Raw genomic sequence first — 13,255 nt, forward strand, 5'->3', positions numbered from 1 at the left:
TTTTATTCTATTTATTAGCTACCTTCACTTGATAAGACAAACTGACCGGACTTACTTTTGTATCTTTCACATTGACTTGAACTTGATAAGACGCTTCTTCAAGTAATACGAGCTGATTTTCTTGCCATTCACTTTTTTTGCTTTCGTAAACTACTTTGTCATTCTTTGTATTCTTTATTTTCACTTCTACTTCACCGTCATCAGATTCTCCAGATACCTTTAATTCGTAGTTACCCTTTTTAGGAATAGAGAAATACCCAGTAGCCACTTCTGTCTCCTTTTTTTTAGCTATCTTAATTGTCTTATGGTCTTCCATACTAAAAGAGACAGCTGTTTGTTTCTTTAATTCCTGATAAAAGAAAAATCCAGAAAAATTAATACCTACAATTAGAACAAGCAACACAATTAATAACGTATTTTTCTTCTTCTTTTCTGAATCTATTCGTTGAACAACCGCCTCATCTTCTTTTAGCAATTCATCTGTCGACACATTAAATATATTGCTAATTTTAACTAGTGTCTCTAAATCTGGAAAACTTTTACCGTTCTCCCAATTTGAAACAGTTTGTCTTGTCACATGAAACTGTTCTGAAAAATCCTCCTGACTCAAATGATTGTCTTGTCGAATCTTTTTGAGCTTTTCTCCTAATGTCATTTTAAAACAACTCCTTTCGATAAAATTATCTCAACTACCGCCTTTACCTACTATCAAAATCAGTTAACATTTTAGCAAATATTCTTTGACACCCCTTTAACTCAAGGTTTTTAAGACAGTATCAAAAAAAGAGAACAAACAGTTCATCTGTTTGCCCTCTTTTAAGTATTAAGAATTATAATTACTTAGCGTAATCCACTGCTCTAACTTCACGAACAACAGTTACTTTAATATGTCCTGGGTATTCTAACTCGTTTTCAATTCGCTTACGAACATCTCTAACAAGTAATGTCGCTTCGTCATCGGTTACCTCATCAGGTTTCACCATGACACGAATTTCTCTACCTGCTTGGATAGCAAAACTTGTATCAACACCAGGGAAATCATTGGCAATATTTTCTAAACGTTCTAGACGTTTAATATAATTTTCTAATGATTCACTTCTAGCACCCGGTCTTGCTGCTGATAACGCATCAGCTGCTGCAACTAATACAGAAATAACTGATGTTGCTTCTACATCGCCATGGTGAGAAGCCACTGCATTAATAACAACTGGGTTTTCTTTGTATTTACTTACCAGTTCAGTTCCTATTTCAACGTGAGAACCATCAACTTCATGATCTAATGCTTTACCAATATCATGTAGTAAACCAGCTCTTCTTGCTAGTGTTGCGTCTTCTCCAAGCTCTTCTGCTAACACACCAGACAACTTAGCGACTTCAATCGAATGATTTAAAACATTTTGACCGTAACTTGTTCTAAATCTCATACGACCTAAAATCTTAATTAAATCTGGATGTAATGAATGAACGCCAACCTCAAAGGCTGCATTTTCACCGTATTCACGAATTCTTTCATCCATTTCTTTTCTTGATTTTTCAACCATTTCTTCAATACGTGCCGGATGAATTCGGCCATCTTGGATTAATTTTTCCAATGTCATTCGTGCTACTTCACGTCTGATTGGATCAAATCCTGATAGAACCACTGCTTCTGGCGTATCGTCGATGATTAAATCAATCCCAGTCAATGTCTCAAGGGTACGAATGTTTCGGCCTTCTCGTCCAATAATTCGACCTTTCATATCATCGTTTGGTAAGTTAACGACAGTTACTGTTAACTCTGACACTTGGTCTGCTGCACAGCGTTGAATTGCTAATGATAGTAAGTTTTTAGCTTTTCTATCTGCTTCTTCTTTCGCGCGTTGATCGCTATCTTTAACAAGCATTGCTCTTTCATGAGTCAATTCTTTTTCTGTCTCCGCCATTATGATATCTTTAGCTTCATCTTTTGTTAAAGCACCAATTTTTTCCAACACAGCTTTTTGCTGTTCGATTAATTCTGATACCTCTTGTTCCCGCTCATCAATCAATTGTTTCTTAGAATCAATCTTTTCCTCTTTTTCTTCAAGTGAACGTTCACGCTTTTCTAAAGAGTCATCTTTGCGATCAAGATTATTTTCTTTTTGTAGTAGTCTATTTTCTTGATTTTTTAATTCTACTCTTTCTTCCTTCAGCTCACTTTCGATTTCTAATCGGTAATTCTGATTCTGTTCCTTAGCTTCCAACAAACACTCTTTTTTTAGAGTTTCGGCATCTCTTCTTGCTTGTTCAATAATACCTGACGCTGTATTATTAGCCCCAGCTATTGATTTCTCATGCTTAGACTTCGCAATAAAGTAGCCAATTGTCAAACCTACAATTAATCCGATGATAGTGAGGAGTATCAAATTCATAAAAACACCTCCATACTATCTTTAATTATTTTCTATGTGTAGATTAAAAGTAAAATATTACTGAATCATGCTCTACAGGCACGAGTGTATAAAACAAAACTATACATCCTTCATTTTAAGCTTTGTAAAAGACAGTGTCAACTTAAATAATAATTGTATTCAATATAAAAAACTGTTAAATAAAGTATTTCATTTATTTAACAGTTTTTTCTTATTTTATTCTTCTAAATCTAGTGCTAATTCATCTGCGTGCTCTTCTTCTTCAGGTACTACAACAGAATCATCAATATTATACGCCACACGAACTTTTTGATAAATTTCTTCCATCATATCTGGGTGCTCAGCAAAGTATTTCTTCGCATTTTCACGTCCCTGACCAATACGTTCCTCATTATATGAATACCATGCACCACTTTTATTAACAATATCTTTATCAGAAGCCATATCTAGTAATTCTCCTTCTTGAGAAATACCTTCACCGTACATAATATCTACTTCTGCGACTTTAAATGGTGGCGCTACTTTATTTTTTACAACCTTAATTTTTGTTCTATTACCAACAATATCAGTTCCTTGTTTTAACTGCTCAGCGCGACGAACCTCTAAACGAACTGTCGCATAAAATTTAAGAGCGCGTCCACCTGGTGTTACTTCAGGATTACCAAACATAACTCCTACTTTTTCACGAATTTGGTTAATAAATATTGCTATTGTTTTAGTTTTATTAATTGTTCCAGATAATTTTCTCAAAGCTTGAGACATCAAACGAGCTTGAAGACCTACGTGAGTATCTCCCATTTCACCATCAATTTCAGCTCTTGGTACTAAAGCTGCTACTGAGTCGACAACAACAATATCAATAGCACCACTTGATACAAGTGCTTCAGCTATATTTAATCCTTGCTCACCAGTATCTGGTTGAGATAGTAATAACTCATCGATATTAACACCTAAGGCTTGAGCATATTTAGGATCAAGTGCATGCTCAGCATCGATAAACGCTGCTGTTCCACCTTCTTTTTGAACAGAAGCAATCGCATGTAACGCAACAGTTGTTTTACCAGAACTTTCTGGACCATAGACTTCTATGATACGACCTCTTGGGTAACCACCCACGCCTAATGCTGAATCTAATGCTAACGAACCAGTTGAGATTGTTGAAATTTGAGTATCAATCTTCTCACCTAATTTCATTACTGAGCCTTTACCAAAATCTTTTTCTATTTTCTTTAACGCTGCATCTAATGCAGCTTTACGATTGTCTGACATCAATGTGCCTCCTTTGAGTTTCTCTCTTCATTTATTATAATACTTTCTTTAATCAAAAAAAGCAAGATAAAAGCGAACAAATATTCGCTTTTTTATTTTAAATGCTTCCTCACCATATTTAAACCATGCTTCACCGCACCATCTCTAATATAGTCTCGTTCTCTATTAATTATCATTTCTTCACAGCTATTTCCTTTTGCTGAGGCTAAACCAAAGTATAGTGTTCCTACGAGAATATCTTCTAAACTACCTGGTCCTGCAATACCGATAATAGCTAAGCCATAATCTGTCTGCATTTTTTCTCTAGCACTTTGAGCCATTTTTATAGCACTTATTTCATTGTACACACCATTAATTTCTAATTCTTCTTCTGTCACACCTAATAAGTCTGCTTTACTTTTAGTTGAATACGCAATAAACCCACCAGGAAAAACATCAGAACTGCCTTTGATATCGGTTAGTCTACTTTGGCAAAGTCCCCCTGTAACACCTTCTACAACTGTTAAAGTTTGTTGCTTATCTTTCAGCAAACCAACAACAACTTCTTCCATCGTTAGATTTTCACCGTATCCATAGAAATATACTCCAACATACTGATTAATCTCTTTTTCGATGTCATCTAACATTATTTTTGCTGTTTCATCATCCTCTGTTTTAGCGGTGATTCTTAACATCACTTCGTTAGATTTGGCATAAGGCGCTATAGTTGGATTTGTTTGATGTTCTATTAATTCTGACAAATCCGTCACTAAACGTGATTCTCCAATTCCAATAAAACGTAAGTATCGTGATGTTAATTTTGCTTTATCAGGTACTATTTTTTGTAAAAGATTGGTTGTTCCGTTTTCGGTCATAGCCTTCATTTCACTAGGTGGGCCAGGTAATAATAAATAATAAGTTCCTTCTTCTTCATATAATAAACCACACGCTAGTCCCGCATTATTCTGAATTGTTGTCGCACCGTTTATGGTCAGGGCTTGTTGTTTATTATTTTCAGTCATCGGTTTTTTAGCATATTTGAAAAATTCAAGCACGTGATTCAGTGCTTCTTCATCATAAACTAATCCTTTTCCAACAAATTTAGCCACCGTTTGTTTGGTCAAGTCATCTTCTGTTGGCCCTAATCCACCACACAAAACAATTAAGTCCGAACGTTTTTTAGCTTCTTCTAAAACATGTAAAAGTCTACCTTCGTTATCACCTACCACTTCTTGATGATAAATATCAAATCCTAAATTTGTTAAATATTGAGATAGATAAGTCGCATTAGTATTAACAATTTGACCTAATAATATTTCTGTCCCAACGGCAATAATTTCTGCATTCATTTTTATACCTCACAATCAATATACGCTATCTTCATCTCTTTATTTTATCACAATCAATTAAATATCAAGCTATTTTACTCTTCTTAATTAAAAAAGAGTTTACGATAACAAGCTATCATAAACTCCTATATCAAATTTAACTAACTCTTCTATAATAACCCTTGTCGTTTCAGCGTTATTTTTGTTAACTGTGGGTAATTTTTCTTTTCATAATATCCTTTAAATCTATTTTGCCACGGAGAGCTTTTGTACCCTACACTCTGGGAATAACTACTCAATTCTTTATTGTAACACTCAACCTGTTCTCCTATTATTGACGATGATAATCCATGATCTGGTTTTAAAATATTTAGTTCATTGCTAAGTCTTGGTTTTACTCGTTTTTCATTGATTGGTTTACCAATCGCTAAGCCCACTAGAGGATGCATCAATTGCGGATAGTTATAAGCTGTTATTATTTTATCAGATACTCTTCTTACACCACCAATCACACAACTTCCTAATCCCAAACTTTCTGAAGCAACTAATGCATTTTGTAACGCCAGGGATGCGTCTACTGCGCCTATTAATAGCGGTTCAATATCGTCAGAAAAATTAGGTGTCATTTGATAATAGGATAAATTAACATTAAATAATAAGAAAGCACTGGCCGTTTGAATAATATCTACATTCCGATCTTGATTGGGATCTGTTTCTACTAATTTAGCAAGTTTTTCTTTTTCACTTCCAGTAAAGATGGTCACACTGTATGCTTGACCATTCATCCAAGAGGGAGCTTGTTTGCTCGAACTAATTATTGCATCCATCATCTCATCAGTTATTTCATACTGCTTATCAAAATCTCTAATAGTTCCGTGAGTTTGTAATACTGAGATTGTTTCATTCATATTTGTTCCTCCTCATTTGTTTACATTAGTCTACTTTAGAAGTATATTTATAACAATACTGTTTAAAAAGATACCTAAAATCAAGGAGGCAACTACCATGAGAAAAACTTACGAACAAATGGCTCGATGTCAATGTGATACAGCCAATACTTTAGCCGTTATTGGTGGAAAATGGAAAATTTTAATTTTGTTTCATTTGTTAGAAAAAGACAGACGATTTAATGAACTCACACGTTTATTGAGTGGGATTACAGCCCATACACTCAGTAAAGATTTAAAAGAACTCGCAGAAGATGAATTAATCGAAAAAGTTATTTTTGGAACTATCCCACCTAAAACCTTGTACAAATTATCACCTAAAGGTCGAGAATTAGAAGCCGTCCTTTTAGGCATTAAACAATTTGGCCACAAATACCCAATACCTTTAAATGATGACTAGCGAAAGAATCGTTACTTATAACGAACAATTTTTTCAGACAGAAAGAATTATTAAAAAAAAATTACCAAATAATCATTTAGATTGAGTGGAAAAAAAGCGTTCTCATGTTAGAATACAGATAGAAAAAAATTGGAAGTAAAGTAAGGAGAATAAATATGGCTCAATATAAAAGTGTCTTTGATATCATTGGACCTGTCATGATTGGTCCAAGCAGCTCTCACACAGCAGGTGCTGCAAGAATAGGAAAAGTGGTTCGTCAGATTTTTGGTGAACAACCTGAAACAGTTGATCTTTATTTATACGAATCATTTGCAAAAACTTACCGTGGACATGGTACAGATATTGCGTTAGTTGGTGGGTTACTTGATATGGAACCAGATGACGAACGTCTTTCTGATTCACTAAAAATTGCTCATGAAGCAGGCGTTGAAGTTGCTTTTATTCCTAAAGCAGAAAAAGCAGATCATCCTAATTCAGTTAAAATTGTTGTTAAAGCTGGTAATCGAACACTAACTTGTATGGGAATATCCATTGGTGGTGGGGCTATTCAGATTTCTGAAATCAATGGTTTCAAAATTAATTTGGATATGTCAACACCAACATATATCACTGTTCATCAAGATAAACCTGGCGTTATTGCTAAAGTTACTAGTATTTTATCAGAACATGAAATTAATATTAGTACGATGACTGTTACTAGAGAAGCTAAAGGCGATAAAGCGATTATGATTATTGAAGTAGATGAACGTATTGCTGGTTTAGAGCGTTTATTAAAAGAAGTTAAATATATTGACGAAGTTAGTTTCTTTGGGTAAGGAGGAAGATGAATGTTATTTAAATCAATTGAAGAATTAGTAGAATTAGCAAATAACTGTGGCTCAATCCACGAAGCAATGATTCAAACAGAAATAGAAATGTCTCAACAACCTAGAGAAGTTATCTTAGAGCATATGGGGAAAAATTTAGACGTTATGATGGCTTCCATTGAAAAAGGCGTTAAAGGGGTTACTTCTGTGACTGGTTTAACTGGTGGAGATGCAACTAAAATGGATGCGTATATAAAAGAAGGCAACTACCTTGGTGGAAAAACGGTTCTAACTGCTGTTCGAAATGCCATTGCAGTTAATGAAGTTAACGCCGAAATGGGCATTATTTGCGCTACACCTACTGCTGGGAGTGCGGGAGTTGCTGCTGGTGTTTTATCTGCTTTAACAGTAGAAAGAGGCTTAACTCGTGAGCAACAAATCAACTTCCTTTTTACTGCAGGTGCTTTTGGTTTAGTGATTGCCAACAATGCATCAATTAGTGGTGCTGCTGGTGGATGTCAAGCAGAGATTGGTTCTGCTAGTGCCATGGCAAGTGCCGCATTAGTTGAAGTTTGTGGTGGAACACCTGAACAATCTGCGCAAGCTGTGGCCATTACAATCAAAAATATGATGGGACTTATTTGTGACCCTGTTGCTGGCCTTGTTGAAGTTCCTTGTGTTAAACGAAACGCTTTAGGCGCTTCCCAAGCTTACGTTTCAGCTGACATGGCCTTGGCCGGAATCACAAGCGTTATTCCACCAGATGAAGTCGTGGAAGCAATGCACCGAGTAGGTATGCAAATGCCAAGTATTTTCAAAGAAACTGCTGAAGGTGGCTTAGCAACAACCAAAACTGGCTTATCCATTACGAATAAGCTTTACCCTAACGACTAAAAGAAGTAACAGCTCCCTTTTTACTAAGAGCTGTTGCTTTTTTTATGTCTAAGAACTACACTTAACATATCTTAAAGGAGTGGATGACCCTAATGGCAGCACCTAAACAATAATTTTTAAATCGTGGCTAACTAGTTTATTTAGTGCGCCCTTAAAAATTATAAAAAAGGAGCATTCATTATGTGGAATCAACATCAAAAAGTCGTCAAACAACTCAATTCTTTCTCGATGCCTTTAATTATCAATCAATTAACTAACAATCTTTTAGCGCTGTTTTTATCTCGTTTCACGGGACACATCTCAACTAATGCCATCACGATTGTCAGTATTATCGATACCATTATGTTCACCTTAATAGGTATCCTTGGTTCTGGTACTCTTTCTTTTAATATCTACTCTTCACGAGTAAAAAATTCAAATCCTTCTTTATTTAATGACTTTTTCCGTTCAATTATTGAGTTAAACCTTTTCATTAGTTTAACTTTTTTGCCAATTATTTTAATCAGTATGCCTTTTGTTTTGGCACACTGGTTTCATTTTAATCGCTCATTAACAGCACTTGGTTTAAAGTATACCTACATAGTTATCTTCAAACTACTTTTTTCAATGCTTATTTTTGCCTTTAGCAATCAATTAAAACTCTATAATAAAACTGCTCTTATCTTAAAAATTGGAGTAGTATCGGCTGTTTTACAATTAGCCATCGCCTATCTTCTTATTTTCCATGTTTTTAAAGGGGAAGATAAAATTATGGGCATTGCCTTATCAACCACACTAGCAACAGGATTTACATTACTTGCTCACCTGTTTGTTATTCGAAAAGAATTACATCACTTACTCAACGTCAAAAGCACTCAAAAAAAATTTCTTTTTCTTAAAAGTCTACCTTTATTTATTCAAGAGATTATAGAAGGTTCTGTTTTTAGTTTACTTATTACCTCATTTTTAAGTGGATTTGGCATCCTTATTTATTCGAGCTATACGCTTTGCCGTTATATCACTGACCTTTGTTTAACGCCAATGTACATGTACTGTAACGGCCTCATTATTCTGATTGGCGAGAAGATAAATCACAAGCGAGAACTTGGCTTTTTGCCATTAATAGCAGGCAGTCTAATATTAATAATCTATTTCTCTTTTACTTCTTTGTTTCAGATTAGCAGTCCTAATGTTTTTTACTTTTTTACTAAAGACACATCACTTATTGCTACTGCTAAACCAATTTTTTTACTCATAATAATAACTGAAGCTAGTCGACCTATTTATGAAATTGGGAAATACAGCTTGCAAGGCATTGGTTTTGAACAATCCGTACTTAAAATCAGCCTACTTAACACCATTTTATTCTGTCTGTTGCTTTTGATTTTAAGTGGTCTATCACTTCTTACCTTCCAAAGTATTATTATTTTAGTCGCTATTAACAACTGTGTATTAGGTATTTATTTCTACTATTTATATCGACTTGCCATATAAAAAACGTATCAAGAATTTGGCCATAACTACGCCTATTCTTGATACGTTTTTTAATTCATTACTGTATTTTTTTAACATCCTCAGTATATAAAACACCAATTCCTGTGATAGCACTAAGAATTGAAAAGATTGGAGACAACAAACTGAAAAAGACAAATGGTAAGTAAGTTAGTGTTGGTACACCAAAAGTGCTTGCCACAAAACTTCCTGCAATTCCCCAAGGTATTAAATAATTAATAACCGTTCCTCCATCTTCTAATGTTCGACTTAAAACAACTGGGTCAATATTTCTTTCTTTGTAAGCATCTTTAAAGGCATTTCCCGGTAAAATCACTGACAAAAATTGTTCCCCAATAAAAATGTTTACTCCAATGCTTGAAAACAAAGTAATCACAATCAATTGCCAAGTTGAACTTAACCTTTTAACCAGAGATTCGATGACAATCGAGATTAAACCTGTTTTCATTAAAATACCACCTAGTGATAAGGTTAAAATAATGAGAGAGACAGTTGGCATCATACTATCGATACCACCTCTTGAAAGAAGTAAATCGATTTCTTGATTACCGGTTTCAGATACAAACCCTTTTTCAACCATCGTCGCAATGCTTGCAATGCTAACTGATGGAGATTGAATTAATATCATCACAATACCCACAATGACATTAAATAAAATTGTAATAATCGCGGGTATTTTTTTCCAGGCACAGATTAACATTAATAGAATAGGTACAACTGCCCAGGCTGAAATTGAAAAATTAGCCTCTAGTACATTGACTACTGTATCAATTTCACTTAAATCTGCATTTGAATTACTCATACCAAGTACAGCAAATAAAATTAATGAGACAAAAAACGCTGGCACCGTTGACCACATCAAATGTTTAATATGCTTAAATAAATCTGCGCCTGCAATGGCTGAAGCTAAATTAGTCGATTCAGAAAGTGGAGACATTTTATCGCCAAAGACTGAACCAGAAACAATCGCCCCAACAACTAGTGCTGGATTTAAACCAATCGTTGCCCCGATACCAAAAAAGGCAATTCCAATAGTCGACATAACTGTAAAGGCACTTCCAACGGCACTTCCGACAATCGCACAGACTAAAAAGACTGATGGAACAAACCATTTTACACTGATTATCTTAAAACCTACCACCATTAACGTTGGAATGATTCCTGCTTGAATCCAAACCGAAATGAGTGCTCCGACAAGTAGAAAAATAAAAATGGGGATGATACCAGGTTTTAAACCTGACACAATTCCGTCATTAATCAAACTCATGGGTAATCTCTTAATAATGACATACAAAATACTCACGCTAATTGCAAATAAAATCGTGATATTAGGGGATAATTTTAATCCAATGACACCAATGGAAATACTTAATATAATTAAACTTAAAACAATACTTGCTTCTGCTAAACTTATTTTTTTATTCATGTTAATCTCTCCTATAGTTTATTTTTTCAACTACCAGATCGACAATAACGAATAATTCCTCCACAACTTTTTTCTCTCATTTTTTTCTCCTCCTAAATATAAAAAAAGCCGCCCTATAGATTTCTCTATAAGGGCGACTTTGACATCACGGTACCACCTTAGTTTTAAAAACAATGACTTGTTTTATCTCGTTTATACGATATTCTCATGTAACTTTTTTAGTGTAATTCGGTAAATAAATGGGGTCGATTCGCAGCATTCATCGACTTTCTTAGGCGCCAGTTTTATTTCCTACTGTGTTAAAAAAGTAAATCTTGTTCTAAATCTTAAAGGGTATTAACTTAAATGTCAAGTAAGTAATTTAGCTTTGCCACAAAAAATCTGATAAAAAACGATCCACATCTTCATTTTTACGAAGAGAACTATGGCTAGCATTAACACCAAAAATCACTTCGTTTTTTACAGGAATCCCCTTTTTTTCTAACAAATTATAAATACCTAGTGAACTACTGATAGGAACCGTTCCGTCCCCTTTTTTGGATTCAGATAACTGACCACCGATCAATAAAAAGGAGGTTTCTTTAGATAAATTATCTGATAAATTTCCATAATTTACTAACTGTTCACTAACTGTTTGTGGACCATTTTTTAATATATCATCCAGTTCTTGCTCCTCGTTTTCAATAAACTCATTAAAAGGAGCACCAATTGTTGCAACTTTTTTTACTTTAGGTTGGGTTTCATCATTTTGAAAGGTTTCCAAATATAAAAAACTACTAATACCACCCATTGAAAAACCAACAAGATTTACCTCTTCAACATGATATTCCTTTTTTAAAAATGTTAAAGCTGATTTTATCCATTCCGCTTGATTCCACTGATGACTTTTACTATCGGAAAAAACTAATCGAACCATCGGATTATTCTCTTTAAATACTTCAGCGTTCATATTTTCTGTAGAAACATTGCCGCTTTCATCTACTTCCATTACTAATTCTTCTTTTCCAAAATCATCTTTTTCAAAGTCTTTTACCATATTTTTCATGGTTCTTTCCGTACCACTATAGCCATGAATAAAAACAGTCGGTACATTTGTTTTCTTTATCTGTTCTGTTTCTTTGGCTTTTTTTAAATTTTTATGTGAAGGGGTTTCTGTTTTTTGACATCCAATTAAAAAAAGTAATGTCAACATTCCCATAAAAGTTAGCACATTTTTTTTCATTGCTATTCCCACCTTATAAAAAAAGGCAGAATAAATTTCTTTATTCTTGCCCCCCAGTATTATAATTTATCAATTTGTTCAAAGTCTAGTTCTGTGCTTGTTTCACGACCAAACATGTCAATATTAACTTTAAGTTTTTGTTTTTCATTATCTACTTCTGTGATTTCTCCAGTTAAACCTGAGAAAGCACCTTCGATAATTGTTACTGTTTCGCCAACTTCAACATCTAAGTCAACGTGACGTTTACTAATACCTAATTTACGTAAGATATGTTCGATTTCTTCATCAAGTAATGGCGCTGGCTTACTTCCGGCACCGTGAGAACCGACAAATCCAGTCACACCAGGTGTATTACGGACAACATACCATGAGTCATCTGTCATGACCATTTCAACTAAAACATAGCCTGGAAAAGTTTTTTTAGCTGTTACTTTTTCTTTGCCATTTTTTACTTCTCGTTCTTCTTGTTCTGGCACAACAACTCTGTAGATAAAATCTTCCATTCCCATACTTTGAGCACGTGATTCAATATTTTGCTTCACTTTATTTTCATAGCCTGAATACGTATGTAAAACATACCAGTTTTTTTCAAATGATTCCATTGAGGATTTCCCGCCTTTTCTTGATAAAATAAAAAAACCTCAGCATTTGCGAAGTTTTTTCCTTTGTTTGTATTATAACATCCAAGTGCTTTCATTACTAGTTATTTATCGATTACGCAAAAAACTTCATGATAGCGTCAATAGCGAAATCTGAAATAGCAAAAAATACGGCAAACAATAATGTTGATTGAATAACTGTTATAACGTCTTTTGTTAATTTATCTTTAGCTGGCCATGTAACAACTTTCATTTCATCAATAACACTTTTAAAAAATTTCATTTTGTACACTCCTTATGTTTCTTTAACTCACTATTTACTAACATATTATCTGTTAAATTTCTATACATCTAACAGTATACCCTTAAAATAAACTCTCTTCAAGATTAATATTATGAAACTTCTTAAAATAAAAAGCTAACCTCTTCTTATCGATAGATTTCTAGAAATCATCGTCAATATGGTTAGCTTTTTTACAATTTTCTTATTTTGTTTCACGATGT

13 protein-coding genes are annotated in these 13,255 nt (G+C 34.1%); 4 read left to right on the forward strand and 9 right to left on the reverse strand.

Going from position 1 to position 13,255, the window contains the following annotated elements; genetic code table 11:
* Positions 1-7: 7 nt before the first annotated feature.
* From RR554_RS10925 to RR554_RS10945, 5 genes are all read right to left on the reverse strand, one after another.
* A complete protein-coding gene (locus RR554_RS10925) occupies positions 8-655 on the reverse strand; it encodes a helix-turn-helix domain-containing protein (protein ID WP_332464297.1) in 648 nt (215 codons plus the stop codon).
* A gap of 181 nt (positions 656-836) precedes the next feature.
* The gene (rny, locus tag RR554_RS10930; protein ID WP_332464296.1) at positions 837-2,390 is read right to left on the reverse strand and encodes a ribonuclease Y; all 1,554 of its coding nucleotides are present in this window, start codon (positions 2,388-2,390) and stop codon (positions 837-839) included.
* A gap of 216 nt (positions 2,391-2,606) precedes the next feature.
* Positions 2,607-3,659, reverse strand: a complete 1,053-nt coding sequence (gene recA, locus RR554_RS10935; RefSeq protein WP_332464295.1) for a recombinase RecA — start codon at positions 3,657-3,659, stop codon at positions 2,607-2,609.
* A gap of 92 nt (positions 3,660-3,751) precedes the next feature.
* The gene (locus RR554_RS10940; protein ID WP_332468022.1) at positions 3,752-4,987 is read right to left on the reverse strand and encodes a competence/damage-inducible protein A; all 1,236 of its coding nucleotides are present in this window, start codon (positions 4,985-4,987) and stop codon (positions 3,752-3,754) included.
* Positions 4,988-5,136: 149 nt separating this feature from the next.
* Positions 5,137-5,874: a nitroreductase family protein gene (locus RR554_RS10945; RefSeq protein ID WP_332468023.1), complete on the reverse strand. Its 738-nt coding sequence runs from the start codon at positions 5,872-5,874 to the stop codon at positions 5,137-5,139.
* Positions 5,875-5,971: 97 nt separating this feature from the next.
* On the opposite strand from RR554_RS10945, the gene RR554_RS10950 reads away from it, so the two are divergent.
* The 4 genes from RR554_RS10950 (at position 5,972) to RR554_RS10965 (ending at position 9,486) form a co-directional block, all read left to right on the forward strand.
* A complete protein-coding gene (locus RR554_RS10950) occupies positions 5,972-6,313 on the forward strand; it encodes a winged helix-turn-helix transcriptional regulator (RefSeq protein ID WP_332464292.1) in 342 nt (113 codons plus the stop codon).
* Between the two features lie 155 nt (positions 6,314-6,468).
* Positions 6,469-7,128: an L-serine ammonia-lyase, iron-sulfur-dependent subunit beta gene (sdaAB, locus tag RR554_RS10955; RefSeq protein WP_443081282.1), complete on the forward strand. Its 660-nt coding sequence runs from the start codon at positions 6,469-6,471 to the stop codon at positions 7,126-7,128.
* 12 nt (positions 7,129-7,140) lie between these two features.
* Positions 7,141-8,013 (forward strand): L-serine ammonia-lyase, iron-sulfur-dependent, subunit alpha, encoded by an 873-nt coding sequence (gene sdaAA, locus RR554_RS10960; protein ID WP_332464291.1) that lies wholly within the window; start codon positions 7,141-7,143, stop codon positions 8,011-8,013.
* 180 nt (positions 8,014-8,193) lie between these two features.
* Positions 8,194-9,486: an MATE family efflux transporter gene (locus RR554_RS10965; protein ID WP_332468024.1), complete on the forward strand. Its 1,293-nt coding sequence runs from the start codon at positions 8,194-8,196 to the stop codon at positions 9,484-9,486.
* Between the two features lie 58 nt (positions 9,487-9,544).
* Here the strand turns inward: RR554_RS10965 and nhaC are convergent, their stop codons facing one another.
* The 4 genes from nhaC to secE all read right to left on the reverse strand — a co-directional run bounded on the left by nhaC (position 9,545) and on the right by secE (position 13,034).
* Positions 9,545-10,936 (reverse strand): Na+/H+ antiporter NhaC, encoded by a 1,392-nt coding sequence (gene nhaC, locus RR554_RS10970; protein WP_443081340.1) that lies wholly within the window; start codon positions 10,934-10,936, stop codon positions 9,545-9,547.
* A 355-nt stretch (positions 10,937-11,291) separates the two neighbouring features.
* The gene (locus RR554_RS10975; protein ID WP_332468026.1) at positions 11,292-12,152 is read right to left on the reverse strand and encodes an alpha/beta fold hydrolase; all 861 of its coding nucleotides are present in this window, start codon (positions 12,150-12,152) and stop codon (positions 11,292-11,294) included.
* A 59-nt stretch (positions 12,153-12,211) separates the two neighbouring features.
* Positions 12,212-12,754, reverse strand: coding sequence for a transcription termination/antitermination protein NusG (gene nusG / locus RR554_RS10980; RefSeq protein ID WP_332464287.1), 543 nt, complete (start codon positions 12,752-12,754; stop codon positions 12,212-12,214).
* 112 nt (positions 12,755-12,866) lie between these two features.
* Positions 12,867-13,034 (reverse strand): preprotein translocase subunit SecE, encoded by a 168-nt coding sequence (gene secE, locus RR554_RS10985; RefSeq protein ID WP_332464286.1) that lies wholly within the window; start codon positions 13,032-13,034, stop codon positions 12,867-12,869.
* Between the last annotated feature and the right edge of the window lie 221 nt (positions 13,035-13,255).

The sequence above is a fragment of the Vagococcus sp. genome (assembly GCF_036639995.1).
Lineage (GTDB): Bacteria > Bacillota > Bacilli > Lactobacillales > Vagococcaceae > Vagococcus.